Raw genomic sequence first — 24,247 nt, 5'->3', positions numbered from 1 at the left:
GTGATTGTGACAAGTAGGCTTCAGGCCCAAAACCAACAGGTTTTTCCGCATACCCCTTAAAACATGAAATTTCTTCAGGATTTTCTTCAGTAGTCAGTTTGCTTTGGTTCAGCATGGCGAAATAATCATCAAGCTCTTGCTTATCTGCATCTGACAGGTGTGGCAGACCGCGCAGTGAAAGCCATTCATCTGCAGTCAGCTTCATACTTTCAGCTAACTGAGTTACGCTATAGCCAGCTCTCGCCTGGCCGAAACCAAGCAATTGGAACTCGGCCATTTCGAGGGCTCTAATGGTTATATTCGAGGGCATCTCGACTCCTGGTTATCCGCGGCGTCCCCCGGGGTGTCAGTTCAGTTTCTTGGCGACGATCTTGTCACCGTCGAGAATGGCGTATTCGCTCTTACCAAGCAGCGGATTGCCGGTTTCATCAACGCAATCGCGCATGAAGGCGGTCAGTACTTCAGAATCGGACGGTTTTGCAGCCTGCTGGGCACGAAACTGACTTTGCAGCTCGTTGTACTCCTCTTGGCTCTCAGCGCAAATCAGGTCAGTCAAAGCAACCATGCTAGTGCTCCATTTCCGTAAGTTACAACTCTGAAATCAACCAAGATTCGAACCGGTCACAAAACTGCTGTTGCCTCGTTGAATCCAACATTTTGTAGCACCTGACTATGGCAGCGACGCCTTGGCTATTCCATTGAGCTGGGCTGGAGAGTGCACGAAAATTCAAAGCGTCACTATCCGGCACGTCCGCAAGAATTCGTGCTTCCCTGCACATATCTCTAACCTCATCAGTTGCTTGGCTCCAGCAATTGGCGTTGGGTGGGAAGTCTCTTGTCAGTACATGCTCAAGCTCTTCGGGGGTCATTAGGTTCATTTACTCTTCCGATCTTTTGCTTAGTACTTATCCAGCTTGCTCAATTTACGTCTTTGAGTCGATGACATCGCGGCCAGAAATGTGGCTAATGATTAGAAAATTTGCCGCGTTGCCTAGTAGCACCCTTGAGAGTCGGAGAGATTCCCATTGATCGCCTGGTAGTGGGCCATGTGGTCTGATCGCAAGCACAACTTGCAATCTACAGAGTCGGCGTTTGCGGTCACGCGCTCACGAACATAGCCGCACGCCGCCTGGTGCGTGTACTCATACTCGGTCTGACCTTGATTCCGGCAGTCTTCCCCAGCAATCTTGAAGTGGGTTTTCGGCATACTCAATTTCCTTTTCCGCAAATAACTTTGATCTCAACGACAGCAGTGATTTTGAAAAATAGTGCTCTCGGTGAGAACTTAATCAGTAAACATGATGAAAACGACTTTGCCACAGGACATTGGAATGTCAAAACCAGTCGAGTTTACGAATCAGATGCGAAGTTTCGCAGCCTGCCTGTGCCGCCCAATAAAGACCCCCGTCAACAAAAGCCGCTCGGGGGGGGTGTCCAGTTAACTATGCATCCATATCGATGTTGGCAATGAACTCTGCTGCCTCTTTTAATTCCTCATTGGAATCAAAAAGAGCATCATTCAATGCATCCCATTGGAAGGCAAGTTTCAGGACTTCGGCCTCGGGATAGTCCTCTGGCATTTCGTCAGTATTGATGTCAATAATTGAATGGCCAAAGCCATCCAAAGCGCCGAGAGAAGGCTCCATGCGGTAGCCCAGCGCAAGAAGCTTGGCGTCGATGTCAGCAATTACCTGGCTACGCGGCAGCTTCGGGTCCGGAATGAAATCCGCGCCAGCAATGCAAACAAGACCTCCGGGGAGTTGTACGTTGTACATCCCGTTATGGTAATGCCCCTGCACCGTAGCACGGAAATCGCCATACATTCCTTTTCGACCTGGCATGAGGACGGGAACGTCCAGCCCTTGTGCATCCATCAGACCGACCCAGTCATGGTCAGCGGAGTGCGTTTTAGCAAATTCAGAGGCTTTCATGCGAAGCCCTTTCACAGATGTAAATGGAATTTTCCGGTTTTACTCAGCAAAAACTTCTTGCAGCGTTTTGAGCGTGGCCGTCAGCGTCTCACTGCTAACAGCCCCCATATTTTTGACCAGCATAGCTTTGTCCAGAGTCCGCATCTGGTCGAGCAGGATCAGGCCCTTCTTGCCTTGGAACGTCACCGGGATGCGGAACGGCGCAGGCTTGTTGCCCGTTGTCATCGGTGCGACTATCACGGTTCGCAGGTAGTCGTGCATTTCGGCGGGCGACACGACTACACAAGGTCGAGTTTTCTGGATTTCGCTCCCCACTGTAGGGTCCAGTGTGGCCAGCCAGATTTCGCCACGCACTACCATGCAAGCTCCTTGTCGCCTTCATTGCCAAACTCAGGCCAGACCAGACCATCGTCACCGGCTGCCACAAGCTCTTGACTTGCAGCTGCCCAACCAGCCCTGGCTTGCTCTTTTGGCTTGGCCAGCATGATCCCATCCGGTGTAACCGTCATTTCAATCTCACCTTCAAATTCAAACTGGGTGATCAAAGCCTTGGGAATAATCACCCCCTGCGAGTTGCCCATTTTCCTAAGAGCGGCCTTCATGTCTTGCTCCTCAATGTAAGCACAATGTTAATCCGTGCGGCTTGGCATGTCGAGCGAATGTTATTACTTTGTGTCTACTTAAGCAATCTTGCAACGCATGCTCGTACTTGTCCCTCAGCATCTTCTTCTCGACCTGGATATACGGTGAAGTCACCTCGGTGTCCTGGTGGCCCAGCAAGATCGACACCCGGCCCATCGACTGCCGTAAATAATGATCCCGTCAATTAGCTATCTCGTTGCTGAGAACACCTAGTTACTACCCTTTTACCCCGCTTTCCGCTTCTGACTGATGTTCCAGAATGATGGTCCGGTAATCGCGCTTTCCACGGCCCTGGCGTTGGGTGGCTCTCGGCGCGGATCAACCGAAACCTGTAAGCCGCACCAGCGCACTTGCACAGTCGATAAGGAAAGCAGAATGTTGATTCACATCATCCCGAAGTTCTACTCAGCAAAGTATGAGTTCAGCCTGTCCATCCTGGATGTGTCCATCCCTGAGTGTGGGGTGCATCTGGTGGGCGACAAAGACATCACCATCGGCCGGCCCTACCCCAATAAGCGCTATGAGGTCGTTTGCCGCAAAAAGGGCCAGAAGGCAATCTGCGGCATCCTGCCCGATGTCGATGGATTCCTGATCGATGTCGATGGATTCCTGCCGGCCTATACGGTGATTACCCGCTGGATTGTCAATGGCGATGTGCGTACCCATATAACCGAGTACGAGGTGCTGGATGATGATTTCACTGCAGTGAGCGGTGACATGACCATGTGGTACACCCGGCACGGCACGGAATGGAAACCCCGATTCCCCGATGCGTACCAGAATGAAGCGCCGCTGTATCGTCAGCCCTGCATGGACCTGGTGCCGCACGCCCTCGGTGGCCTGCAAAAGCCAGTGGAAGTGATTGATTACATGTCGGGCGATCATATCGCTCTGCGTGTCGAGCGCTTCCTGCAGCATACGATTGAACCAGAACGCCTGTCCCAACATGCCAGCGCAGATCGGCGCATTCCAGACATCGCCGATGCATTCAAGGCCCAGATCGTGCAGGTGCCTGAAAACTCCTTCCAGATTTCCAATGGGCTGACAGTCAAGTTGTCGATTTCCATGCTCCCGAAACCTGATGTGTCGGGCAGCTACAAACGCCACCGGAAAGAAAGCCTCTCTGATTACCCCGACGTGTATCTGTCCTTTTACCGCGATGGTCGCCTCATCGCGGATTGGGTGCCATGGGGCAATGTCATCTCGGCGGACGATTCGGCTTACATCTCGGATGACCTCACCCTGGACGCCGACGACCTGATCGATATCGACGACAAGGGCTGGGACATCATGGGGCGATATGGCCTCTTCCCCACCGAACTCATCTGCGCCTTTCAGAAGTCCGCCCCTGCGGACCCTGTTACGACTTCTTAAGCGTGTCCATCAAACCCCACCCTCACACACATGGTGAATATATGACCCAACAGAAAACCTCTCCCTTCAGCCTGCTGCTGCCGTTCCACAAGGCCCATCCTTTGCAATCTGCCATCTTCTGGCTGATCTCTGCACTGACTAGCTTCTTTCTGGTGTGGAACCATACCCATGTGTCCTGGCTCGGATTTATCGTCCAGACCCCGCCCCTGGCGTTGTTCTGCATCGGCATGCTGGCCACGTTCGAACACCAGCTGAAAGCGCGCATTGCGGCCGGGACCAGCAGCCCGAAGGTCGAAGTCGTGATCAACGGTGTCACGTACCGCGAAATGAAGTGCGAAATGAATGACGCCACGTACGCCAAGATCCTGCTGCAGACAACGTTCGATGGTCGCCTTTATGGCCAGCAAGGGCTGAACATTCTGACAGTCGCTTGCAACCTGATTTCCCAATTGATCGTCGGCATTCCTGCCATTGGCTTCTGGCTGGTGTTGGCCTACTACGTTGGCGACCAAGAGGGGTTCCTGCAAAACGTAAACTACCTTGCTCTGCACCCGGCAACCCCGCATGACATCATCGGAATCGTGTTGTTTTTCGGTGATGTTGGCCTGATGGGTGGTTTCTTGTGTACCGCGATGGGGGTCAACTACTTCCCTCGTCTGGGCTTCATCAACGTGTTCGAACGTGCATGCGATCAGCGCATCCGCAGCATCCTGTCGTGCCCCATTGAAGGCCGCATTAATGTTTGGCCGGCACGTCCGGGAAAAGCCTGCGAGCTGCAGTCTTCCTCCAGCCAATAAGGCCACACCAGCGCACTAGCACTGACCATCCATCATTAGCGGTAACCCGAATGAGCACGAACAAACCGGATCACATTGAGAACACGGGGCTGAGCAGTAGCCCGAGCGCCTTCCTGATTGGAACAACCATCGGCATGGTGGCCATGCTTCTTCTCTGGGCAATCATTCTGCCCCTGGTGCTGCAAAACTCATTCGGGCCACTGCTGGTGATGGTCGTTGCTGGTGTGAGTACGATATCTGGCGGCATTGCCAATGGCTTCTACTGGAGCAACAGCGCGTACCACACTTGCGAATCCCTGAAAGACGCCATGAGCCATGGGGATGCCCGCTACATTACCCTTCGCGAACTACAGGAAGGTGGCCTATTCAGTGCTGCAGACGTTCTGTTTGCCAACACCAGCGATCACGGTTCGACTGGCACGGCAGAGTGGGATCTGTGGGTGGATGACGACTTCCGTCGTATTCAGGACTCAGAATTGGCTGGGTGCTTGCTGCGCACGGCAAATAGCATGGCTCCCTTCCTGATGTGGTTCCCACGCTTCATGTCCCATCTGTTCAGTTTCGTGGCCGGCACCGTCAGCCTTTATGTCATTGTCGCCAGCATTGCCTACCAGATGTTTTCTGACTCCGAGCGGATCGTGGGTCTGCTCACCAGTGGGCCATTTATCCTTTCCCATGGCTTCTTCGTGCCGGTCAATCCAGCACTATGGGTGCCGTACCTGGCCATCATCCTGTGTGTGGCCATGATGAATGGTCTGGCAAAATATCCCGCCCAAGTTGCTGACTGGGCCATGGCTCAATGCCTGGAGAACGAAGTACGCCGTACCTTCATCCCCCATGAAGGTACACTGCACCTGATGCCGGCCAAGGGCGAAGCGCCGGACATCGGATTTCGAAACAATTGATTCAAATCAGCAGAGTGAATATGTAAAGACCTCAATCAAATCGCGTTGCAATGGCATAATGCACGCGGTCATTTGGCTCATTTGGAATGCAAACTGCGTAATGGACTGGCTTGGCTTTAAATCGGCACCCCCGCTCAGAGGACTGGAAGCAAGGATTTTTCTTGGTGCTTCTCGCTCATTCGCGCCGATTGAGGGCATGGAGCAGATCAGCCATAGCAATAATGACAAGGCACTGAGCCTGGCCATGCAGGAAGGGTTCGCGTTCACGACGAACAATGGCGGGGCATTTGAACCGCTCCCCCCGTTGTTCCTGAACCACCATGGCCTTGAGGCCCACTACCTGCAGGGCGCTCTTCAAAGCCTGCTCTACCTGATCAGTGACAAGGTGCCTGGCCACGACAATGAACAGTGGTGTTCGTACCTGAAAAGGCAGAAAGCCCTGGCTGAAGAACAGTTGGCATTCAACCCAGTCGCTGACATGATCGACATCGGTCACCTGAAGCGCCTACTGAATGAAGCCAATACAATTGCCCAGCAAATTTCGAATGGTGAATCCGTTCAAGCCCATGGCCACCAGCTGTGGGTAGATGAGAATACTGGCGCTGTCCTCTACAAGAACCCGGTCGGGAAATCGGGCATCTTAGGTTATGGACTGTGCCGGACCAGAATCTATGAGTTTATGGTTGTCGTGCAAAAAGATCGGGCGTTCAACGAACCTGAAACACCCGTCGCCCCAAAATAAGAACCTGAAGAAAATACCGTTTAGCTGGCCCGTAAACCTCCCAGCAATTAGTCATCACCATGGAACAACAAAAAGAAGACCCGCACGGTCTGCAAGACGAAGCTGCAGTTTCTGAGCCGCCGAAATACAAGGCCCCCATATTCTTTAGCATGGACGTGGCCAATGACCCGTCTGCATCTGCAGCCATGGCAGCTTACGTCGTAGACAAGATGAGCCGGGACCCGAACCAAGCAATGCTGATTCGCCAGCATTACAACGTGGACACCAGCCCGATTCACTCCCTGATTTCGGCATGCGATGCTGCCCTGCAGTACATTGCCCATTTGCACGGCCACGTACCGGCCATAGCGCCGCTTTCTACAGCCATGACATGCAAGGGCCTATCCGACGCGCTGAAGCCCTTTAAATCGCGCCCTGGCGTCTACGCAGACAAGAACATCGTGGAAAAGCTGTTCACCACTCCTGGTTGCGCCAAAGAGGGTGAACGCTACACGCCGGAAATAGACCCTCAAGAGCATTCGTGCGAGGGTAATCCGGAACAAATTCGCTGCAGCAGCATGTGCGGACAAGATGCCTCCCTGCCGGCCCCGCCCGACTTCGCTGTCGGTGTTGTTGTTCCTTCTCCGCATGGCATACCAAGTGACTTCCATGAGCACGAAGCCCTATGGCGCAGCTAGCCTGGTCCACTAACCACACTTTCAGGTTGGGCATGGGATGCGGCTGACCGTCTGATTGCACTGTAATCACACCAGCCTTGCCCGACCCGACCGTCCATCCTTCACAGGAAATGCCTATGCACATGGTTGACCATCTGAAGTTTCTCATCGCGCCTCAAAGCGCTCTGCCGAAAATCACGGTTGAGATGGAGTACAAGGGGAACGAGGATTACGACCTGGTCGTAACGGATCCGACCTCAACCCACATTGTGGCCAAGGGGAAAATCACGGTCATGCCAAGTGGTGTGCACATGCATGAAATAGAAGTGGCCGAGACGCATCGCCGGCGCTACTACGCCGCAGCGCTGGTATTCTGGCTTCATCAGGAGTATCCGAGCGAAAAGATTGTGCCGGTGGTCACCAACATGGCTGACAGCTACGTGCGTGCCTTCTGGAAAACCATGCGCGATTCCAAGCTGCTCACCGGCTTCATCAAGTCGGACATCACACCTACTGACTACAAGCGTGAAATGAAGCGCTACGGCCTCTGATCAGCCCTTGCCAGCCCAAAACAAAAGCCCCGGGTTCGCGGGGCTTTTTGCTGCCTACGCGGCAGAGAACCCTAAATGCAACGGTACAAATCTGGAAAAATTCAACCCCTGACTTCTAAGCTGCCTACACAGCAGTGAACCTAGTTCAAAGACAAAGCCCCTCGCATGGAGGTTTCAAAGCTGCCTACCCAGCAGTGAACGCCATCATTTTGCTAACCAGATACCTGGGCCATTTCAAAGCTGCCTACCCAGCAGTGAACTAGAGCAGAAATCGCTCAAACACAGTTCAGGCAAGGATTATACCGGCCTTGCACTGAAAAACCCTTTTTCTGGCACATCATGAAAACGCATGACCAAGCCTACATTTGGCACATGAGTTATGTCCGAAGAACTACGACAAATTCCGGACAAGTAGTGCTGCCTTCCCGGCAGTGAGAATGCTGGATGCTGACTCACTAGGGTACTTACATCTTCCAAGCTGCCTTCCCGGCAGTGAGCAGCAAGTCCATTAACAGCAGATAAACGTAGTTTTTCCAAGCTGCCTGCGCGGCAGTGAACCAGATCGGGGGGTTGAGTGAGTGCGGTGACGATTGCAAAGCTGCCTACACGGCAGTGAACAGTGTGTTGATTGGTATTGATCTCGCTAACGATTTCCAAGCTGCCTACCCAGCAGTGAACTAGAGCAGAAAGCGCTCAGACTCAGTTCAGGCAGGGATTATACCGGGCCTACCAACAAAATCGCTTTTTGGGATAAATCATGTAGAAGTGTTTACAGCCAAGTCATGCCCCAACCTGATTTGTTCCGCAACGGTGTGGTGCTTCTAATTCAAGTCGAGTCGCTTGCAGAGCACATGGAAAACAGTCGTGGTGGCAATCATCGCTGCAATTGCAGGGACCACCCCATACTTAGCAAGAACGGCCATTGAAAGCACCACTGATATACCGAGATCGACCAGCATGACGACACCTCGACGCTTTCTGGCGCTTACCTTGGCATCCAGTTCTGTCAGTGTATCCATGCTCTACATTCCCTTCCCTGTTTGTATTTGACTCACCTTCAAGTCCATGGCAAAGCGTTGCCGTCCTAACCGCCGTTCTCCACAACTTTGGCTACAAACTGGTCAAGCACATTAGATACCGTGCGTACCTCATCGAGGCTGAGCCTTTTCGGCACTTCAATCGTGAGTTCAGCAGGGCGATCAGTCAGCAAGACCGCATGCGCTACTCGCTTATTCTTGCCATTGATAAGAGCGAAGGCCGTCACCATCCCCCGAACCTGGTTACTGGGGGTGTCAATAATTGTTACATCAATTGTGGTTTTCATCGCTACTCACTGATTAGTAATTGTTGTGGCATATTCTAACTTTTGCAGCGAGGTAAGCAAATCAGGGCAGGACTCAACTGGCTTGTGATAACCTGCCCACCTACCTTCCCAGTGCCTTCAGACAGAAACTAATGCCTGTTCGGCAGCTTTGATTTAGCCCTATGAGGTAGGCTTTTTTCCCCAAGGTAGCAACCGTCTTCCCACTCCCCTTGTTTTCTTCTTCGAGCTTAATTACATCAGTAATAAACGAAGTATTGTTCAGCAAGACAATGACGCGGTCTTGCCTGGCGCTGCTGTTTATTTTGTACGCATCTACAGTACTCTTGCCTGTTACAACATCGGTCAGGTCAGCAATTTCCCCATAAAGAAATTCCTTCGCCACTGCATCTTGAACGGTATCCCCGAGAATATCCGCATACTGAATGAAGGTATTTCGTCGAGTGAACAAGCTGATTTTCTGCTGATCCGCATTTGTTGCCAGTTGAGGTAGCGATACTTTATCGAAATCATCCTGGAGCTTGAATAAGGCAAAAATCCCTGCAGCACGTTTTATCGGTGTGAATTTCTTGTATGCAATGACCTCTTCGTTTTTCTTCCACTCATTGTTCACAACCAGCGGTTTATTGTGAGTCAGAGTCCTGGCCACCGCCGAAACATAGGCAGAAAACTTGATCAACTCAGGTGATGGCTGAATGTCTTCGGCCAGCGAAAGTGAAGAAATGGAGGTTAGTAACACTGCGACAACTGCTCTCTTGAACATGGCGAAATCCTTGCATGCCGGTGCGCATTAAAGTGGCTTCATGTGTCCCGGATTCGGGAACGCAAAATGACAAATACCTGCTCTAGCACGTTTACATGTACGATCCGGATCGACTTATATCAAAAAACCCCGCATCTGCGGGGCTTGTTCGGTCAATCAGCTAGTCGAGGACTCGGCATCCAGATACCTCTGCCTGCCCTGCAGCCATTCCTTGTACTCGGATGTTTCCATGTGCCTGGCCATGGTGGTCAGCCGCCCACTCCACTCGTTGAGCGCCTTGGACAGTTCCGCATTGCCGGCGTCCATCTCTGTACGGGCCAAGGCGTCTGCTTCTTTGGCCTGGGCAAGCCATGCAGCGGCACGGGTCTTGTGGAAGGTGACCATCTGATCATTGGGCACGCGATCCTGAACGTGCGCCGGCTCCGGATGGGCCGCTTTGATTCGTGTAATCGCGCCCCCTACCTGCTGAAGAAGCGATTCGAAGCGTGTTACGGTCATTGAAAGTCCTCTGCATGCACGGCCGAAAATTTCATGAACTTCATGGCAACCCTTTTGACAGTAAGCTAAGGCGTGCTAATCGCACACACCGCATGAACCACGACCCGCTGAAAGTGCAGTGCGTTGTGAATGCGAATACTGTCCAAACACACCTGTACATCGGGGCTGCAATTGTCGCTGGGAATTGAAGCGCCCTGAGTCTCTATGGCACGGAGTAAATGCTCACGATCGACGGGCAAGCCGCTCTCTTTAAGAGCCACCGCGAATGTAGTGATGACCAAAGCGCCAAATGCACGAAACGGCTCAACGAGCTGCAATTCATCGAACTTCTCAATAAAACTCTGCACCTCAGGCGGTGGATGCAAAGACGATTTCTTAAACATAGAAGCCCTCAGCATTGGCCATGGCGATTACACCCCTGCCTTGCCGGCCGATTGCGGCTTCAACACCAGCCAGAGTGCCCAGACGACACCAACCGTCAACAGCGTGACAATGGATGCAGCCATTGCGTTAAAAATCGGCATTGCGGCGCGGACTCTTTCAACGACCATTGTCTGGTCGCAGTCCACAGCAAAACCAAGCATTGAGCGCAAGACTGGCAGGGCAACAACCAAAAGCCCACCACAGATCATGCCCCCGCCCATATCCTTCTGCCGCTGAACCTGGCTTGATAGCTTGAGGATACCAATCAGCAGAAGTGCAGCAGCAATCAATGACAGGGATGGACTGACGAAGAAGCTTTGAGTGTTGGCCCCTGACGCACTGCAGGAAGGCATGGTGAGAAGATTCAGCATTTAGAGGCATCCTCCTGAATAGTTGGCTTGTACAGCCGGCCGGCATCTTCCATCAGCTGAATCTGCTTGGCCCTTTCCTGCCGCGACCAGGCGATAACGGGAGAGCCAATTTCGCGAGGTCGCTCTGTATTAGTCATGATGGCCATGCTCACGTCCGCGCTTGTGGTGTAGTCGCTCGGCTCTGCTGACGATTCGCATAACGTCTGGCGCAATGAACAAGCACATGAGTACAAACGCGCCTGGAATAAACATCATGCCGAAGAAGCTTTTAATCAGTTCATCATCGGTCAAGCGTCGAGCGAAAATCTCTTCAAGGGTAACGCCCTCTGGCAACCCTAACTGAATGCCCGCGAGGCTGAGCATGAGGAAGAACAGTGAAATGCTGGCCTTGTACTTGCCAAACATCACCAGTACAAGTGCCAAAATTAAAGCCCCGATCTTGATTGTGTTAATGGCATCCACGCCATCGGCCCTTTCAGATGGATTGCAGGAATAGGTGCAGATAGCGCCCAATGGTCATTGACTGCTGCTTGAAGTCTTGTCCAGCCGGTCTTCGGAAGTTAGGTTGAGCGCATTCAGCGTCCCGGCCATCGCTCCATCCCGTAGCTCACCGACCAGAAGCCGGTCAGGCTCAAATTTCATTCGCAAAAGCTTACGTGCCGCCTCGGCGAAGACGCGCTGGTTCGTGCTAGATTGTCCGGCCTGGGTATTAGCATCGGCACTAGCGTTACCCGGGCATTCAGCATTGATCATGCTCTGCTCCTTGTTCATGTTCTGGTCCTTGTTCATGGCAATTCCCCACCCCCCATGCCCAGCATCAGTAGGTAGGCATTCGTCCGCAAGCGATCAAGGGCGTGACGAATCGCGGTCTCTCGATCATTCATGTACCGCCACTTGGCGGTGATGGCCGGATAGCGACCGCAGGCGGGTAGCGTTACGGAAGTTGCTTTATCAGCCTCAGCCTTCACGGACTCGGTGCATTGATCAGTCGCCCCGGCACGTTCAACAACTATCACCGGTGCGCCACCCTGCCGGCCAATCACCAGCCGGACGTTGTTCGCCTCGTCGGTGGCATCCCACAGCGCTTTCGGGCCTTGTGTCACGCGCAGAGCTGCAACTTTGCCGCCGGTCTCGACGCCTATGATGGTGTCGCGCACATCACATGCCTGCATGTCTTTCGTGTCGCACCCGGCCTGGTCCAGCTCGCGGTCCACACTCTCGAACCGGCCACCGAAAAGCTGCTGGTGTTCCACCCGCGTAGTGCTGGCACACCCGGCCAACAGGCCTGCCAGCAAGATGGTCGGCATTACCCTACCCATGCTTTTCATTGCACTCTCCAAATCAGTTGTACTGCCTGTGCCGACAGATATCAGGCCTGGCCACAGAAGTCCTGACCTACGCTGCAGCAAATACCGCCACGTCGCTCAACTTGCAAAGCTGTCTGATCAGGAGAATTAAACCTGGCGAACTCGCTCAGTTCATCGGCAGGCGCGGCACAACGATGACTCTGGACTGTTCAGGCTCGCTGCCCGCCGTGATTGTCCGGATGACGATAGCGTCTTCGCCCCAACTTCCGTTGTGCCCGGCAGATGAACCGTGATCAATCGAAACCTCAATCTGCTGATCTTGTCGAGCCAGCAAGAGATATGGTCCACCACGGGCACCAAGGGGTTTGAACAACCCTGATGAAAAATCCACTGAAGACTTCTCAACTTGAGACGCTGCCTCTTTTAGTCGCGCAGCACCCTCTTCCCGGACCTGGGGCGGAACCTGCATATCCTTGAGCAGTCGTGTCGCATAGGCGTCAAGGCCCGCGATGAACAAACGAACGGCGGTTGAGAGATTCGCCTTTTCAATCAGCTGAACAAGCTGCTTTTCATCACCTTGCCAGCCGGCCTTGGTCAGCGCTTCAGCCATTACGGCTACTGCTGCATCATCAAAATTCATGATCAGCCTTTCCGGATTCTGCGATAGGCCTCGATATACTGATGCCAAAAAAAAACATGCTGAAAAAAATGAGGACGAAAAAGATAAGAACCTGGAAATACGGATGGGGTATGTCCTTGATCGGCTTTGCATACATCGACGCAACGTCAGCAAGGGCTAGAGGCAGAAGACTAAAGGCAAGCAGATAACTCAATGCCCGCATCTTGGGGGTACTGCAAAGCTTTTTAATGAGCAGGGTTACCACTTCTTTTCCTCACTTGATTCGTCAAGGCGGATGCCTTCAGCGTGATGTTGAGGATTATAGGGACCGGTGCGAGATTGTCATTTCTTTGGCGAAATCATACTGGGCCTGCCTACAGCGACGTTATGACCGGCACCACGCCATAAGGCCCATCGGATCCGGCCTGGTAAAACTTATGGTGCGCAGCATAAGTCACCATAACTTCACGTTCCTGACGAATTTTGGGTCCCACTACCCCCAGATACCCCGGGGAACACTTATCGATGTATTCAGCATGGTTGTACACCGCCCGCTCACCCCCGCCTGGGCAGGGAACACAGCAATGATGCGGCTATTAATGCGCAGGCCGTCCCGCTCACCCCCGCATGCGCCGGGAATACCGGCAGTTGGCTGCCGGAAACCGAGATGCGGTCCGCTCACCCCCACTCGCGTGGGGAATACTCTAGTTTCCGCGAGGGTCCTGCTGCCTCCCTCCGCTCACCCCCGCATACGTAGGGAATACATGGTGTCAGGCTGTCTTGAAGAGCGGTGTCACCCGCTCACCCCCGACAGCGCGGGGAATACGCCGGGTGCAGCAGGATTGTTGCGGGTCTGTCCCGCTCACCCCCACTAACGTAGGGAATACATGAAAATGCCATTAGGGAAGCGATTGATGGCCGCTCACCCCCGCTCTCGTGGGGAATACCTTTAGCAATCCGAATTCGGCAAGCGCTAGGGCCGCTAACCCCCACATGCGCGGGGAATACGGCCGCATCGGTCGCGCTGTCTGCCAGAAAAACCGCTCACCTCCGCATGCGCGGGGAATACGACGCAACAGTAGCGTAAGCTCTGCGTGCGAACCGCTCCCCCCCCCCACTTGCATGGAGAATACGCGTGCACAAAGCCATGGTTACACCCTAAATACCGCTCACCCCCGCGTGCGCGGGGAATACCCGGCGCGGTGCACGATGGAGGCCACCAGCTTCCGCTTACCCCCGCTTGCGCGGGGAATACGGAAGCAGCATGGGCAAAATCGTGAAAGCAGACCGCTCACCCCCGACTGCGCGGGGAATGCTGATAGTCAGCGAGTATAGGCATTACATTGGGCCTGTCATTTTTTCAGCAAAAACATGTATTCAATAATACCCGGGCTCGCCTGGCATCAGCCAAACAGGGCCGTAGGTTCCTCTGCACGCATTCGTGATTCCCTTTCTGCTTACAGATAACGATGTCAGCTGACCCTTCTCATTGAGCTGGTATGAAAGAAAGGGAGCACCATAGGGACGACCATCCTTCGAGACTTCGGCATAAATCTGTATCTGTGGTCCGGAGTTCCTGACCTTGAAAACCACGGAATATCCAGAGCGAGTTATCTCACGTATGGAGATATAGATCGCATTCTCCAACGGAAGAACTCGGTGATCTGGGTGATGGCATTCAATGCTTACTGTCAGCACTCTACGAAGAGTCTCAGGTGTGTCGGCCTGGATACTCGCTGAGTATTTGGCTTGTAAGTCGCGGATGTTTTCTAGCCGCTTCTGGGTGCGCTCAGCGGTTTCCGGCTCTTCTTGCAGATCCTTCTTCCATTGCTCTTCGCTCGAATTGTCCTGCGCATTGTTCTGGCTTGGATGCAGAGGGGGTTTCACCTGGGGAACACCAGCCATTACCTTGTTGTACTGGTGTTCAAAATCGTACTCTGCGATGGTAGAGATTGTTCTCTCTGTGACCGCCGATGATATTGCAGGCTTGCTGTCTGGTTGACCGACCTGCAGACGCAGCCTCTCTTTGACTGGGGCCAATTGTGGGATTAACCGATCCGGATCATCACCAGCATACTTTTTCTCGAATGCTTCAATGTCCTTGAGCGTTGATATGGCCTGGAAATCGCCAACGTATTCAGTTCGGGTGCTGGCCATTGCGTTCCCGGGCACGAGGGCAATGGCGAGTAGCATCGCCGCAAGAGTGTGTTTCATTGGGTAAGTGTTCAGAGTAGAAAATAAATTGCGAGGGGCTAGCCGGGCTCGCCTGGCTTCAGCCACATGGGGCCAAAGGAACCACGACTGGCATTGAGCAGGGCATCACTGGTGACAGCCACTGGTTAAAGCTCACCCCAGTCATTCAGATGGTAGTACAGGGATGGCTCACCCCCTTTCAGCCGACTTCGTCGATAAGCTTCCAGATCCCGGCTTGAGCGCCTACACAGGCTACGAATAGAACAAGTACTGAAATTGCGTACTTCATTGAGATTTCTGGTCAGTTATAAGAATGACGTATTGTCTGCCACACATGGAAAAACGCCAATCGAGTTGGCGCTTTCGTCTTCCGCCCCCGCAAGGCCGGGGAACACATCAGCACAGTCACAGCGTCGCTGCCATGGTTCCGCTCACCCCCGCATGCGCGGGGAATGCCGCAGTAAGATCCGCGCCCAGATCAATGACGCTCGCTCACCCCCACTCGCGTGGGGAATACTGCACATTATCGTCTCAGCACTCCGGGTCCTTCCGCTCACCCCCGCGTCCTGGGGAATACTGGGTGGCTGAGATTGGACAGGCCACTATCCGCCGCTTACCCCCACCGGCGTGGGGAATACAAGCGCACACCTTGAACGGGTCGTTTATGCTGCCGCTCACCCCCGCGACCTGGGGAATACCGACTCCTCAAACACCGCATTAGTGCAGTCCTCCGCTCACCCCCGCATGAGCGGGGAATACGGCCGCATCGGACTCGCTGTCTGCCAGAAACAACGCTCACCCCCGCATGCGCGGGGAATACTCCAAAATACTGTGCTAACAGATCCCAACACCACATCGAATGGTGCCTGGATTCACTCCAAACGTTGGTGACCGGCACCGCAAACAGAGCCCGCATGAAACGGTGCTCAACTAAAAGCGTGCGATTCCGGCGCAAAGCCGACTGAGCCAAACAATCCAACACGAACGCTTTGTACGACGCCGAATTGCCGTTCGCCCGTCATCAGGCATGAACCCACTCATACATCATCCCCGACAGTGGCGATCAGTTGGTCTTCTGCCGCCTCTTCTTCATCCGTCAACTCCAACCCCATGGCCAGCTTGATCAGGTTGGATATCAGGGTAACGCTCTCCGCACGGTAATTACCCGTTCCGATCACCGGGGCGTACCGCCCACCCCACTGCTCCAGATTACTGCGACTCCAATCGATGTTCCGCAATCCGGCCAACTTGTGCAGGTCTCCCTCTGGATTGTTCAGATACAGGAACTTCCCTGCCTTGGACACCGCAGCAACAAAGAGCGATGACGTATGGTAGAAATTGGTTCGCATATCAATAGCCTTCATCTCGCCCTTACGCACCATTTCCCACTCCGGAAGGTGTTGATCCACTGCCGTCCAGAATCGCTTCATTTTCTCCAGTGCCGGGCCGGGGTTCATGATCTCATCAAGATCCAGTAGCTCAATCAGGCTCTTTCGAAGAGCAGATGGCGAGAAAATATGATTCACCGCCTGGAGCGCACGCGAGTGCGGCGCGGTGTATTGCAGAAACATGGGCATGTCAGCAATGAGGTTGGAGAGGATGACATCCAGTGCATCTTCTCGTGAAATGCGCGTCTTTTTCGGCCTCGGCGCGGACTTGCGTCTAGGGGCTTGCAAAGGGGCTGGGGCTGGTGTTGCCTCTGCTGGTGCTTGTTGGTCCTTGGCTGGAGCAGGCAACTGATCACTGAGCATGACCGGTGAAGCAAAAATGCGAACGACCTTTTCAATCTTGCTTATGGAGGCTTCAACCATGCCAACATTACCGCCGGCCATGCGAATCTCGGAAGCCATGTTCTTCATTTCATTCGCAAGATACCGGATGACCTCGCAGGCCGCAGCTGGTGTGTAGAGCGGAGTCTTGCTGCTGGGTTCAAGGCCTTCAGAAGCAACTTTGACAATCTGGGTAGACATCAACTCGACCTGGCCCATTAACTTCTCAATTCGTTCTACCGCAATCATTACAGCCTACGCATCCTGCTGACATTCATGAAGAGTGGAATATACAACAAGGGTGACCACAACTCCGTTGAATCGCGAAATCATGACGGGCCTTTACAAGTGTCAATGCGACCTAGCTCTGTTCAGCATCGCAATCAATTCCCAGCTCTCGCTTGAGAAGGTCGCACAGATAGATGGGTAGATCCTTTCTTCGAAGATCCTTTACCTTGGAAAAAAAACCATGTCCCCACAACTGATCATTAGAGATGCGCCAATCAATTGTTTGCAGGCCGTCCAGCATCTCAATGCTGTAACCCTTGTCATTGTTATATAAGAAATGACCTAGCGAGGCGAAAACTTGCAGGAAAACTTGATGCGAATGAACGTACGTTTTGTGGAAATCGTAAACAGACAGATTGCCTTCTCGTACATCTTTCCAACCTGGCAAGTTGCCATCAATTGCTTTCCAGAATGCCAACAACTTGGTCAAGGATGGGTCAGAGTATTTAAGTTCTTCCTTGGATAGAAGCGCTTTAATTGCCATTCTCAATGAAGATTTTGAAAACAGGAAACGACGCTCTTCGCTCGGAAGATAATGCGGAGAGGTGTAATTAAAAAAAACTTCAGAGTGGACAACCAATCGTTCAGACAGGTTTTCTAGTGCTTCCGTAGTTGAATGCCTGCCATTCACACTTACCAGATCAAAAACCTCACCCTGGTTCTCATGCACATCCGCTCTCTGGCGCTTTTTACCCGGCGACACTTTCGCCCCCTTGCCCACCACAACAGTTTTCTTACTGATGGTTGTACTCGTGCCGTCCTGCCTTTTGCTGCCCCCTTTCGCCAGAACCTCCAGCAAATCACGCATGGGCCCTAAAACAGCTTCATTGTCTTCAGGGGTATTGATAAGTGCATCCGTGATTACAGATGCTTTTTCGGCCAGTTCCTTGATGTAATAACAGGCTGACTCAGCCGTGTAGAACTCACCGCCACTACTGCGAGAAAGGGCATCCTCAATCACCTCCAGCGTCTGGTAGAAGGTGTGCTGCAAGAGGGTCAGGGTGCTACCTACGTGGCTAGGATGTTCTGCGACTTTTTCCATTGCGTAACTCAGTATTCAAATCTGTTCAGATCATTAATTTAGAAATCGATGCCGGGCAGTCTGATGTCCGAGACTTGCTCAAGGGCAACTGCCGCCTGGTTCACGACCGCAGCCGGCAAGTACTTCACCCGGCTGGTGTCGATTGGGTACTGGGGCAGGTAGCTGGCCAGCATTTCAAAAACCAACTTTGACTGGCCAAGGTCGCGCTGTTTCTTGATTGGGTCGCGATCATCCTGCTGGGAAAGCCATGCTTTGTGTATCGCGAAGGCGCGAGGATCTGGGACTGGCATCAGTACAGGCACGCCATTCGTAGCCACGGTCACCACCTCCACCCGTGGGGAGTTGGCAAGCCACTGCAGACTCGGCACCTCAACCGCCAGTAAATCATCAGGCGAAAACTGAACCCTGGCTGATTCCCTCATGTCGGCCGGCGGGATAATCAGATCAACCATGAAGCCATTCTTGTTGACCGCCCTGAAGCTCTCATTACGCATTGGCTCAAAGGTATCGTCCACCTTGCGCAAAAGCCCGATTAGCCCTTCCTGCCCTAGTTTTCTGGCCACGATGGACAGTTGCTTGCGTGGGTCGTACAGCATATCGACATCACCCGTTGCCAGTAGGTCCATGGGGCAGCGGACACCAGCCATGGATTCATAGGCAAAGATGGCATGCGTACCGATCACCCTGAAGTCGCCGGCAGCACCGGCGCTATCAATACTAAGCAAGATTTCACCGACAATGGCAGGGAGATTTCCGAGCCGCACAGCACGATTGAGGCGGGCCTGCTCCTTCAACCTGGAGCCGATTCCCTTCATGCGCTCTTTTGCGCGCTCACGGCCGTCCATGAACGCTTCATACTTGGCCTGAGTCTCGGGAGAGCGAACACCCATTGAGCGCCCGTTGCCGCGAGAATCACTGAGCCGGACAAGATATTCCTTCCCCTTGCTCTTCACCCACTTCATCCCGAAACGGTAGCTGGCCACCTGGCGGGACACTTCGCGCCAAGCTTCGCTTAGTTGCCTCGACTCAACGAGGAACATGCGCTGCTGGTCGGTCAGCGGAATCATGGCCGTTTTCCTTTAAAATCGTGAAATATAAAATTACAGGAAAACCACTTATTGAACAATAAGCTACGCGAAGGATTTACCCAAAACGCCAGTCCTTTCCTGGGCTGATTGTAAGAAAGAATGGTGGTGGTGCTGGCGACTCCTCCGTCCATGGACAGTGGACTCTCAAGAAAAATGCAGGGAAAAAGGTCAAGGCCGAGCTGCTAGGCCAGATTTAAGTCACCCATTGCGGTCATTCTTTGGCTTCCATCACCCGCGTGAACGTGGCCAGCAACGATCGCTGGTGGCACTCGCCGAGATAGGCTCGCCCTTCCTCTTGCAGGGTGACACGGCCGAACGGAAGCTTTGCGACCACTTTGAATACGCGTTCTGTTCCGTTGGCTTTCCAACGACTTTTCAGAGGGACTGCAGCAGGTTTTCCTTGCGCCATCGCATTCTCCTCAACGCTCGGGCATATCTGGCGTCTGTCCAGATCGCCATGCTTCCATATCATTCGACCACTTAAGCTCGCAGGCATTGCAGGTGGCCGTACCATCACCACGGTCGTAGTAGTGCATCTCTGCCAGCGTGAGTACGGCGTGACATTTCCTGCAAACCGGCTGAATGGTGATGGTGTCGGCCATCAGGCAACAGCCTTGGTCAGCAGGCCCTGCCCGATCATCCGCTTGGCTGCTCGCATGGCAGAGATAAGCCGCTTACGCGATTCACTGGCAACCCACTGAACAGCTTGTACCATGTCGGGACACTCCCATAGTTGAATGTCAGGTTAAAGAGAGACCACGGCTGAGTGCGCCTCACGAAGTGTGCAGCGCATCGCAGTTTTGTAATGATTGACCGCATCGACGGTTTTTCCTGCCGAAACCAGCACCTTACACTTGGCGCGAAGGGAGTCGATATCTACTTGCAGTTCAGCAGCATCCTGTCGGCGCAACTCGGCCAATTCGGCTTCAAGTTCAGCAATGCGCGCCCGGCGCTGTTCAGGGGTAAGAGTTTGCATTACGAGCCTACATCCTGCCGGCTTGAGCTATAAGCATGCCGATCAGTTGATTGATTGGGGGTACATCCTACCCTCCGACCTCTGCAGTTAAATCCGCCCGAGGTCAAGCCAAATTCAAGGCTTGATTCGAACTACAAAGGTACTGGCTCAGCATATTTTTGGCCTTGGCCAACGATTCATAGGAGAGTTCGATTCTATTCAGCGGGTCGAGATCAATCACATTCAGCCAGTGATTGATTTGCTGCGAGACCTGACCTGCTTGGCTTGACTCAGCTGGCACTTGCTTCAAATTCGCGAAGCAAGGCCCCTGGATAAACTTCCCCAGCATCTTCTGTGCGATGGCCAGTGATTCATTTGCAAGCTCGATTTGGTACGGTTGATCGATATCCATTGCACCACCCAGTAGTTTTATTGCTTGAAAGCGTATTGTGATCACCCCTCCGCCGAAGTCAAATACTGGGTGGGATCAATGCCTGCACAAGTCCGTCGTCGATCTGCGCATTTCCTCAGCCAGACCAGCGTGAAGCATGGTGACCACCTCATGGGCGTAGTATGCACTGCTGCCACTAATCTTCCGACTGCATCTTCGCAAGGTGCCGTATGCAACCAGCTGGTCGAGGGCGCTCTTTGCCGCAGAAAAGCTGATTTGCAGGCTCTTGGCTACGGCAGGTGCCGTGACGAAGGGCGACGCCAGCAATCCGTCCAGAACCTTGCGAATGCTGGCATGGCTACGCGCCCGCTGGGTGGTTTCCCACTTCGCACGCAAAGCCTGGTACTTCACAATCAGTCCGCGAGTGTGCCGGCAGTACGCAACGACGCACTCAAGGAAAAGGTGAAGCCATGGCGTCCAGTACATTTGAATATGGGCGGCAAGCAACGCGGAATAGTATTCGTCCTGCCGCAACTGTAGGAATGACGACACATAGACCGGCACTTCCTGATCGGCTGCAAACATCAAGGGCACCAGCATGCGCCCCACCCGCCCGTTTCCGGCCAAAAAGGGATGAATCGCCTCAAACTGGCCGTGCACGACCGCAGTACGCATCAAGAGCGATGGTTGCATCTCGTCATCGAAATCCCACCGCATGAACTTCGTTAGGTCAGTCAGCAGTGCCGGAACCATCTCTGGTGGAGGAGGAATAAATCGGGCCTCAGCAAACGAGTGGCCAATGAAGTTCTGCTCTGTCCGGATCCTCCCTGGCGTTTTTACCGGTGACCCGGCCATCAAGACGCGATGCATCGCCTCGATGAGAGGGATGCCTATGCCCTGCACTCCATGCAGGTCAACGTGCTTGCGGGCCATGGTGTAGGCGTTGGCACAGTCCAGTGTTTCGACTGCATCATTCTTCCTGGCTAACCCACCCTCCACCGCCCCGTCCAACTCATACATAAGCAGGCTGGAAAACCCGGTTATGCCGCCCTCCATCACACTGCTATCCACTGCCTCCCGTAAGGTAAGCAGGCGCTGCAGGCCCTCTGCCTGCGGGAACGCCTTCAGATCAGCGGCAAGGCCGGCCAGTTCTTCCGCTGCCGTGGCAAACAGGGATTCGCACCCGGTGATGTCAACGAGGTGCGGGGTTACGCACGGTACAACGGCAAAAACACCACCACAATCTGGAACGGGCATGGCAGTTTTCTGGAGGGAAGCATGAAGATCGGATTTTCGCATTAGGGCCTGTATATCTACCGTGCCATCCAGATGGGCACGAACCTTGCCGGTGGCAAGAAGAAAGCAACCTGAATCGCCGGTACAACAGCAATCAGTAGTGCTACCCAAGTGAGCCTGGTTGCGATTAGTACGCCTTCTTCAACTGCGAATACGGTAGCTGCATACAAGAGCAGCACGGGCAGCATGACCACCACCCGACCAAGCACCGTCCAACGGCGCTCGACGCCTGACGAAATCTTAACCGGGCAACCCGCATTTTCTTGAACACTGCGCTCAATCATTCTTGGCCTCTTCATAGGTACTGGCTGCACTATCAGGGAAGCAGAGCTTTCGACAGTTCTCCATAAAGGACTGGGGGCTGTCGGACAATTCAAACCCTCCCGGCTGCAGCATGGCGCGGATTTGAGACAGGACCTTGGCATCACTCGCCCCTTCGACTGCCTGAGGCAGAGGAGAATGCGCTGGCTTGGCAGCTTGCTTCGCACGAATTTTCTCAACGACCGTCCAAATTCGTGCAAGCTCGGTTTCGCCACAAGCATGCATATCCAGCTGCTGGGCAAGGCAAAGCGCGGCGAGGGTGACCATTACCCCACCCACCTCTTGTTGCTTCTCCCCGATCGGCCGGCCAAATACGTAATCGACTAGCTGGTGTGCCTCACTCTGGGTGCAGCCGCAGGCCTGGACCAACTCAATTGCCTCTTCCAAAAATCTGTGATTGCGCTCAACGCTATCCGCAGAAATAACCGGGCCGAAGCACGCCTGCATCCACGGCTGCACACGCGCCTGGAAAGAATCCGGCTCACCGTTCCTGCTCATGGTTTCTTGCATATCTATTCTTTGGGTATCTGTAGCTACAGCGAATCGGGGATGTCCGGATGACGCCGCATTGCTCGGTCATGCGAAACAACCTGCAGAAGATCATCAATGGGCAGATGTCCCGACCGTTTGATCAGGACTTTGACGTGCCGCGAACTGTAGCGGCACAGACGGTTAACCCTTTTCATCATTTTCTGGATGGTCGCTATGAAGGCCGGAAGCGATTTGCCCTGGTCGAGGGATTGCTTCATGGAGACATTCATTAGCTCGTGTGACAGCACGGACTTGCCATGGGTAACTGCTCCCAGCGGTGCAATCACAACCTGGTGGCCCATCTCACGCTCCACATCGTGAAAGTTGAAATGAAACGGGGTGGCCGGCATCGTAAGACTCGGGAATGCGCTGTGTTCAGTCATTTGGCTGCTGTTTCCATACGGGCCTTGCCAGCCTTGAAGCCACTCAACCAGTCCTCTCCGCGCTCACTTCGCTCCGGGTAGGGCATCTGCCCTACATCAGAACCCTGCTGGCCTGCATCGAAGCCAGCGGCGTACGGGTCAGATTCCACTTCATCACCAGCACACTGCATGTTCTGGATAAAAATGCGCTGTTGTTGTTCAGTGAAGCCGTATCCAGACAAAAGCACATGCATCTTGGCATCCGATGGGATGTCCTTTGCAGGCCGCTTGAACCAGCACCCGGCCTTGCGTCCTTGAGCGGCAATGCGCACTACGGTGGCAACCCAGTCAACGCCCTGGCTGGTGGCAGATTTCAAAGCTGGTTCATCAACGATCTTGACGCCGATCTCGGCCAGCTGATCGGTAAAGTCCTGGAATGAAGGCATCGAAGCTCCTTTGGTTGGCGTATAAGTGGTGACCGGCAATTGAAAACGGCTACAGGCAGTGCAGAATCCGGGACTAAGGCCTTCACCTGAATGACCGCACCAGCGGCAGACGCCCTGGGCAGAGTTTGCTGAGAGCGCGGCACCGGCAATGGCTACCGAATTCGCCTCAGCCCCCAACGCAACGATCTGCTGCAATGCCGCAGCTAGTCGGTCACGTTCAACCTCGACTTCTGCCTTGAGTTCGCCGGGGGTCTTCCCTTCTTTCCTCTGAATCGTGACGTTGAACTCGCCAATCTCTGGATGCACCATATGCGCTTCCAAAAAGTTAATTGCGCCAGAACCGACGAACTGGCCGGCAAAGCTCTCAGCAAGCATCTGGCAGGCAAGGCCGCTCAGATGCACCCCAAGCCCGTCCCCTACCGGCTGCATCGCCCCCAAATAAGCTTCTTCTGCTACATAGTCCGACAACTGACGACCCAGCATCTGGCCAAGTGGGATGTCCTTACACAGGTTCCAACTTGCCGCCAGCCTGGTTGCGGTCACATTGACACCATCAATGTTGCAAATGCCGTCCACGACATCCGCGACAGGCCGGCCAGTGCAGTCGGCAGAGTGAAAGAGGGAGTCGCCCTTAACGAAGATTTCTGGTTCTGTCATGGCCATCC

At 53.7% G+C, this 24,247-nt stretch carries 36 protein-coding genes; 6 read left to right on the top strand and 30 right to left on the bottom strand.

The window, feature by feature from the left end:
- From ACODR9_RS04855 to ACODR9_RS04835, 5 genes are all read right to left on the bottom strand, one after another.
- A partial coding sequence (locus ACODR9_RS04855; RefSeq protein WP_488807917.1) for a hypothetical protein occupies positions 1 to 310 on the bottom strand: 310 nt, incomplete at its 3' end.
- Between the two features lie 36 nt (positions 311 to 346).
- A complete protein-coding gene (locus ACODR9_RS04850) occupies positions 347 to 565 on the bottom strand; it encodes a hypothetical protein (RefSeq protein ID WP_488807916.1) in 219 nt (72 codons plus the stop codon).
- Positions 566 to 1,442: 877 nt separating this feature from the next.
- Complete coding sequence (locus ACODR9_RS04845) at positions 1,443 to 1,931, bottom strand: hypothetical protein (RefSeq protein WP_488807915.1); 489 nt, start codon at positions 1,929 to 1,931, stop codon at positions 1,443 to 1,445.
- Positions 1,932 to 1,970: 39 nt separating this feature from the next.
- Positions 1,971 to 2,291 carry a type II toxin-antitoxin system PemK/MazF family toxin gene (locus tag ACODR9_RS04840; protein WP_488807914.1) on the bottom strand — a complete coding sequence of 107 codons (321 nt, stop codon included), beginning with the start codon at positions 2,289 to 2,291 and terminating at the stop codon, positions 1,971 to 1,973.
- On the bottom strand, positions 2,285 to 2,533 hold the full coding sequence (locus tag ACODR9_RS04835; protein ID WP_488807913.1) for an AbrB/MazE/SpoVT family DNA-binding domain-containing protein: 249 nt from the start codon (positions 2,531 to 2,533) through the stop codon (positions 2,285 to 2,287). The genes ACODR9_RS04840 and ACODR9_RS04835 overlap by 7 nt, the downstream gene beginning before the upstream one ends.
- A gap of 415 nt (positions 2,534 to 2,948) precedes the next feature.
- Here ACODR9_RS04835 and ACODR9_RS04830 point away from each other — a divergent pair, with 415 nt between their 5' ends.
- From ACODR9_RS04830 to ACODR9_RS04805, 6 genes are all read left to right on the top strand, one after another.
- Positions 2,949 to 3,947, top strand: coding sequence for a DUF6012 family protein (locus tag ACODR9_RS04830; RefSeq protein ID WP_488807912.1), 999 nt, complete (start codon positions 2,949 to 2,951; stop codon positions 3,945 to 3,947).
- Positions 3,948 to 3,988: 41 nt separating this feature from the next.
- Complete coding sequence (locus ACODR9_RS04825) at positions 3,989 to 4,744, top strand: hypothetical protein (protein ID WP_488807911.1); 756 nt, start codon at positions 3,989 to 3,991, stop codon at positions 4,742 to 4,744.
- Between the two features lie 50 nt (positions 4,745 to 4,794).
- Positions 4,795 to 5,649 (top strand): hypothetical protein, encoded by an 855-nt coding sequence (locus ACODR9_RS04820; RefSeq protein WP_488807910.1) that lies wholly within the window; start codon positions 4,795 to 4,797, stop codon positions 5,647 to 5,649.
- Positions 5,650 to 5,749: 100 nt separating this feature from the next.
- A complete protein-coding gene (locus ACODR9_RS04815; protein WP_488807909.1) occupies positions 5,750 to 6,391 on the top strand; it encodes a hypothetical protein in 642 nt (213 codons plus the stop codon).
- Between the two features lie 59 nt (positions 6,392 to 6,450).
- On the top strand, positions 6,451 to 7,068 hold the full coding sequence (locus ACODR9_RS04810) for a hypothetical protein (protein WP_488807908.1): 618 nt from the start codon (positions 6,451 to 6,453) through the stop codon (positions 7,066 to 7,068).
- A 122-nt stretch (positions 7,069 to 7,190) separates the two neighbouring features.
- Positions 7,191 to 7,598, top strand: coding sequence for a hypothetical protein (locus ACODR9_RS04805; RefSeq protein ID WP_488807907.1), 408 nt, complete (start codon positions 7,191 to 7,193; stop codon positions 7,596 to 7,598).
- A gap of 297 nt (positions 7,599 to 7,895) precedes the next feature.
- Here the strand turns inward: ACODR9_RS04805 and ACODR9_RS04800 are convergent, their stop codons facing one another.
- The 25 genes from ACODR9_RS04800 to ACODR9_RS04680 all read right to left on the bottom strand — a co-directional run bounded on the left by ACODR9_RS04800 (position 7,896) and on the right by ACODR9_RS04680 (position 24,239).
- Positions 7,896 to 8,255 (bottom strand): hypothetical protein, encoded by a 360-nt coding sequence (locus tag ACODR9_RS04800; protein ID WP_488807906.1) that lies wholly within the window; start codon positions 8,253 to 8,255, stop codon positions 7,896 to 7,898.
- 164 nt (positions 8,256 to 8,419) lie between these two features.
- Positions 8,420 to 8,617 (bottom strand): hypothetical protein, encoded by a 198-nt coding sequence (locus ACODR9_RS04795; RefSeq protein ID WP_488807905.1) that lies wholly within the window; start codon positions 8,615 to 8,617, stop codon positions 8,420 to 8,422.
- Between the two features lie 65 nt (positions 8,618 to 8,682).
- Positions 8,683 to 8,922, bottom strand: coding sequence for a hypothetical protein (locus ACODR9_RS04790; RefSeq protein ID WP_488807904.1), 240 nt, complete (start codon positions 8,920 to 8,922; stop codon positions 8,683 to 8,685).
- A gap of 100 nt (positions 8,923 to 9,022) precedes the next feature.
- The gene (locus ACODR9_RS04785) at positions 9,023 to 9,682 is read right to left on the bottom strand and encodes a hypothetical protein (RefSeq protein WP_488807903.1); all 660 of its coding nucleotides are present in this window, start codon (positions 9,680 to 9,682) and stop codon (positions 9,023 to 9,025) included.
- Between the two features lie 156 nt (positions 9,683 to 9,838).
- Positions 9,839 to 10,180 (bottom strand): hypothetical protein, encoded by a 342-nt coding sequence (locus tag ACODR9_RS04780; RefSeq protein ID WP_488807901.1) that lies wholly within the window; start codon positions 10,178 to 10,180, stop codon positions 9,839 to 9,841.
- Between the two features lie 65 nt (positions 10,181 to 10,245).
- Entirely contained in the window at positions 10,246 to 10,563 is a 318-nt protein-coding gene (locus ACODR9_RS04775; RefSeq protein ID WP_488807900.1) for a hypothetical protein, read from the bottom strand.
- Between the two features lie 27 nt (positions 10,564 to 10,590).
- The gene (locus ACODR9_RS04770; protein WP_488807898.1) at positions 10,591 to 10,974 is read right to left on the bottom strand and encodes a hypothetical protein; all 384 of its coding nucleotides are present in this window, start codon (positions 10,972 to 10,974) and stop codon (positions 10,591 to 10,593) included.
- 129 nt (positions 10,975 to 11,103) lie between these two features.
- Positions 11,104 to 11,436, bottom strand: a complete 333-nt coding sequence (locus ACODR9_RS04765; RefSeq protein ID WP_488807897.1) for a hypothetical protein — start codon at positions 11,434 to 11,436, stop codon at positions 11,104 to 11,106.
- 54 nt (positions 11,437 to 11,490) lie between these two features.
- Positions 11,491 to 11,763, bottom strand: a complete 273-nt coding sequence (locus ACODR9_RS04760; RefSeq protein WP_488807895.1) for a P-loop NTPase family protein — start codon at positions 11,761 to 11,763, stop codon at positions 11,491 to 11,493.
- Entirely contained in the window at positions 11,760 to 12,302 is a 543-nt protein-coding gene (locus ACODR9_RS04755; RefSeq protein ID WP_488807894.1) for a hypothetical protein, read from the bottom strand. Before ACODR9_RS04755 ends, ACODR9_RS04760 begins: the two co-directional genes overlap by 4 nt.
- Positions 12,303 to 12,447: 145 nt before the next feature.
- The gene (locus ACODR9_RS04750) at positions 12,448 to 12,921 is read right to left on the bottom strand and encodes a hypothetical protein (RefSeq protein ID WP_488807892.1); all 474 of its coding nucleotides are present in this window, start codon (positions 12,919 to 12,921) and stop codon (positions 12,448 to 12,450) included.
- The gene (locus tag ACODR9_RS04745; protein ID WP_488807890.1) at positions 12,911 to 13,165 is read right to left on the bottom strand and encodes a hypothetical protein; all 255 of its coding nucleotides are present in this window, start codon (positions 13,163 to 13,165) and stop codon (positions 12,911 to 12,913) included. The genes ACODR9_RS04750 and ACODR9_RS04745 overlap by 11 nt, the downstream gene beginning before the upstream one ends.
- A 1,112-nt stretch (positions 13,166 to 14,277) precedes the next feature.
- Entirely contained in the window at positions 14,278 to 15,114 is an 837-nt protein-coding gene (locus ACODR9_RS04740) for a hypothetical protein (RefSeq protein ID WP_488807888.1), read from the bottom strand.
- A 1,016-nt stretch (positions 15,115 to 16,130) separates the two neighbouring features.
- Entirely contained in the window at positions 16,131 to 17,111 is a 981-nt protein-coding gene (locus ACODR9_RS04735) for a DNA sulfur modification protein DndB (RefSeq protein ID WP_488807886.1), read from the bottom strand.
- A 112-nt stretch (positions 17,112 to 17,223) separates the two neighbouring features.
- On the bottom strand, positions 17,224 to 18,192 hold the full coding sequence (locus ACODR9_RS04730; protein ID WP_488807885.1) for a DNA sulfur modification protein DndB: 969 nt from the start codon (positions 18,190 to 18,192) through the stop codon (positions 17,224 to 17,226).
- 38 nt (positions 18,193 to 18,230) lie between these two features.
- Entirely contained in the window at positions 18,231 to 19,259 is a 1,029-nt protein-coding gene (locus tag ACODR9_RS04725) for a GSU2403 family nucleotidyltransferase fold protein (RefSeq protein ID WP_488807884.1), read from the bottom strand.
- Positions 19,260 to 19,491: 232 nt separating this feature from the next.
- Positions 19,492 to 19,689 (bottom strand): hypothetical protein, encoded by a 198-nt coding sequence (locus ACODR9_RS04720; protein WP_488807882.1) that lies wholly within the window; start codon positions 19,687 to 19,689, stop codon positions 19,492 to 19,494.
- A 10-nt stretch (positions 19,690 to 19,699) separates the two neighbouring features.
- Positions 19,700 to 19,882 (bottom strand): hypothetical protein, encoded by a 183-nt coding sequence (locus ACODR9_RS04715; protein WP_488807881.1) that lies wholly within the window; start codon positions 19,880 to 19,882, stop codon positions 19,700 to 19,702.
- A gap of 143 nt (positions 19,883 to 20,025) precedes the next feature.
- Complete coding sequence (locus ACODR9_RS04710; protein ID WP_488807880.1) at positions 20,026 to 20,256, bottom strand: hypothetical protein; 231 nt, start codon at positions 20,254 to 20,256, stop codon at positions 20,026 to 20,028.
- 103 nt (positions 20,257 to 20,359) lie between these two features.
- Complete coding sequence (locus ACODR9_RS04705) at positions 20,360 to 20,647, bottom strand: hypothetical protein (protein WP_488807879.1); 288 nt, start codon at positions 20,645 to 20,647, stop codon at positions 20,360 to 20,362.
- 75 nt (positions 20,648 to 20,722) lie between these two features.
- The gene (locus ACODR9_RS04700) at positions 20,723 to 21,883 is read right to left on the bottom strand and encodes a Fic family protein (RefSeq protein WP_488807878.1); all 1,161 of its coding nucleotides are present in this window, start codon (positions 21,881 to 21,883) and stop codon (positions 20,723 to 20,725) included.
- A 56-nt stretch (positions 21,884 to 21,939) separates the two neighbouring features.
- Positions 21,940 to 22,206, bottom strand: a complete 267-nt coding sequence (locus ACODR9_RS04695; RefSeq protein WP_488807877.1) for a hypothetical protein — start codon at positions 22,204 to 22,206, stop codon at positions 21,940 to 21,942.
- Positions 22,199 to 22,753 carry a hypothetical protein gene (locus ACODR9_RS04690; protein ID WP_488807876.1) on the bottom strand — a complete coding sequence of 185 codons (555 nt, stop codon included), beginning with the start codon at positions 22,751 to 22,753 and terminating at the stop codon, positions 22,199 to 22,201. Before ACODR9_RS04690 ends, ACODR9_RS04695 begins: the two co-directional genes overlap by 8 nt.
- Before the next feature lie 23 nt (positions 22,754 to 22,776).
- Complete coding sequence (locus tag ACODR9_RS04685; RefSeq protein ID WP_488807875.1) at positions 22,777 to 23,157, bottom strand: hypothetical protein; 381 nt, start codon at positions 23,155 to 23,157, stop codon at positions 22,777 to 22,779.
- Positions 23,154 to 24,239, bottom strand: a complete 1,086-nt coding sequence (locus tag ACODR9_RS04680; RefSeq protein ID WP_488807874.1) for a hypothetical protein — start codon at positions 24,237 to 24,239, stop codon at positions 23,154 to 23,156. The genes ACODR9_RS04685 and ACODR9_RS04680 overlap by 4 nt, the downstream gene beginning before the upstream one ends.
- Positions 24,240 to 24,247 lie beyond the last annotated feature (8 nt).

It is taken from the genome of Aquitalea sp. FG25, assembly GCF_057809375.1.
This window is presented reverse-complemented; position numbering and strand designations above follow the sequence as displayed.

Bases quoted from the DNA above. Each gene is read 5' to 3' on its own strand.
- ACODR9_RS04805 (WP_488807907.1), top strand. From the start codon at position 7,191: ATGGTTGACCATCTGAAGTTTCTCATCGCGCCTCAAAGCGCTCTGCCG.
- ACODR9_RS04740 (WP_488807888.1), bottom strand. From the start codon at position 15,114: ATGAAACACACTCTTGCGGCGATGCTACTCGCCATTGCCCTCGTGCCC.
- ACODR9_RS04815 (WP_488807909.1), top strand. From the start codon at position 5,750: ATGGACTGGCTTGGCTTTAAATCGGCACCCCCGCTCAGAGGACTGGAA.
- ACODR9_RS04750 (WP_488807892.1), bottom strand. From the start codon at position 12,921: ATGAATTTTGATGATGCAGCAGTAGCCGTAATGGCTGAAGCGCTGACC.
- ACODR9_RS04825 (WP_488807911.1), top strand. From the start codon at position 3,989: ATGACCCAACAGAAAACCTCTCCCTTCAGCCTGCTGCTGCCGTTCCAC.
- ACODR9_RS04780 (WP_488807901.1), bottom strand. From the start codon at position 10,180: ATGACCGTAACACGCTTCGAATCGCTTCTTCAGCAGGTAGGGGGCGCG.
- ACODR9_RS04810 (WP_488807908.1), top strand. From the start codon at position 6,451: ATGGAACAACAAAAAGAAGACCCGCACGGTCTGCAAGACGAAGCTGCA.
- ACODR9_RS04700 (WP_488807878.1), bottom strand. From the start codon at position 21,883: ATGCCCGTTCCAGATTGTGGTGGTGTTTTTGCCGTTGTACCGTGCGTA.
- ACODR9_RS04775 (WP_488807900.1), bottom strand. From the start codon at position 10,563: ATGTTTAAGAAATCGTCTTTGCATCCACCGCCTGAGGTGCAGAGTTTT.
- ACODR9_RS04730 (WP_488807885.1), bottom strand. From the start codon at position 18,192: ATGGAAAAAGTCGCAGAACATCCTAGCCACGTAGGTAGCACCCTGACC.
- ACODR9_RS04710 (WP_488807880.1), bottom strand. From the start codon at position 20,256: ATGCAAACTCTTACCCCTGAACAGCGCCGGGCGCGCATTGCTGAACTT.
- ACODR9_RS04770 (WP_488807898.1), bottom strand. From the start codon at position 10,974: ATGCTGAATCTTCTCACCATGCCTTCCTGCAGTGCGTCAGGGGCCAAC.
- ACODR9_RS04725 (WP_488807884.1), bottom strand. From the start codon at position 19,259: ATGATTCCGCTGACCGACCAGCAGCGCATGTTCCTCGTTGAGTCGAGG.
- ACODR9_RS04685 (WP_488807875.1), bottom strand. From the start codon at position 23,157: ATGACTGAACACAGCGCATTCCCGAGTCTTACGATGCCGGCCACCCCG.
- ACODR9_RS04715 (WP_488807881.1), bottom strand. From the start codon at position 19,882: ATGGCCGACACCATCACCATTCAGCCGGTTTGCAGGAAATGTCACGCC.
- ACODR9_RS04720 (WP_488807882.1), bottom strand. From the start codon at position 19,689: ATGGCGCAAGGAAAACCTGCTGCAGTCCCTCTGAAAAGTCGTTGGAAA.
- ACODR9_RS04840 (WP_488807914.1), bottom strand. From the start codon at position 2,291: ATGGTAGTGCGTGGCGAAATCTGGCTGGCCACACTGGACCCTACAGTG.
- ACODR9_RS04785 (WP_488807903.1), bottom strand. From the start codon at position 9,682: ATGTTCAAGAGAGCAGTTGTCGCAGTGTTACTAACCTCCATTTCTTCA.
- ACODR9_RS04830 (WP_488807912.1), top strand. From the start codon at position 2,949: ATGTTGATTCACATCATCCCGAAGTTCTACTCAGCAAAGTATGAGTTC.
- ACODR9_RS04680 (WP_488807874.1), bottom strand. From the start codon at position 24,239: ATGACAGAACCAGAAATCTTCGTTAAGGGCGACTCCCTCTTTCACTCT.
- ACODR9_RS04690 (WP_488807876.1), bottom strand. From the start codon at position 22,753: ATGCAAGAAACCATGAGCAGGAACGGTGAGCCGGATTCTTTCCAGGCG.
- ACODR9_RS04850 (WP_488807916.1), bottom strand. From the start codon at position 565: ATGGTTGCTTTGACTGACCTGATTTGCGCTGAGAGCCAAGAGGAGTAC.
- ACODR9_RS04735 (WP_488807886.1), bottom strand. From the start codon at position 17,111: ATGATTGCGGTAGAACGAATTGAGAAGTTAATGGGCCAGGTCGAGTTG.
- ACODR9_RS04755 (WP_488807894.1), bottom strand. From the start codon at position 12,302: ATGAAAAGCATGGGTAGGGTAATGCCGACCATCTTGCTGGCAGGCCTG.
- ACODR9_RS04695 (WP_488807877.1), bottom strand. From the start codon at position 22,206: ATGATTGAGCGCAGTGTTCAAGAAAATGCGGGTTGCCCGGTTAAGATT.
- ACODR9_RS04705 (WP_488807879.1), bottom strand. From the start codon at position 20,647: ATGGATATCGATCAACCGTACCAAATCGAGCTTGCAAATGAATCACTG.
- ACODR9_RS04795 (WP_488807905.1), bottom strand. From the start codon at position 8,617: ATGGATACACTGACAGAACTGGATGCCAAGGTAAGCGCCAGAAAGCGT.
- ACODR9_RS04835 (WP_488807913.1), bottom strand. From the start codon at position 2,533: ATGAAGGCCGCTCTTAGGAAAATGGGCAACTCGCAGGGGGTGATTATT.
- ACODR9_RS04845 (WP_488807915.1), bottom strand. From the start codon at position 1,931: ATGAAAGCCTCTGAATTTGCTAAAACGCACTCCGCTGACCATGACTGG.
- ACODR9_RS04760 (WP_488807895.1), bottom strand. From the start codon at position 11,763: ATGAACAAGGACCAGAACATGAACAAGGAGCAGAGCATGATCAATGCT.
- ACODR9_RS04820 (WP_488807910.1), top strand. From the start codon at position 4,795: ATGAGCACGAACAAACCGGATCACATTGAGAACACGGGGCTGAGCAGT.
- ACODR9_RS04790 (WP_488807904.1), bottom strand. From the start codon at position 8,922: ATGAAAACCACAATTGATGTAACAATTATTGACACCCCCAGTAACCAG.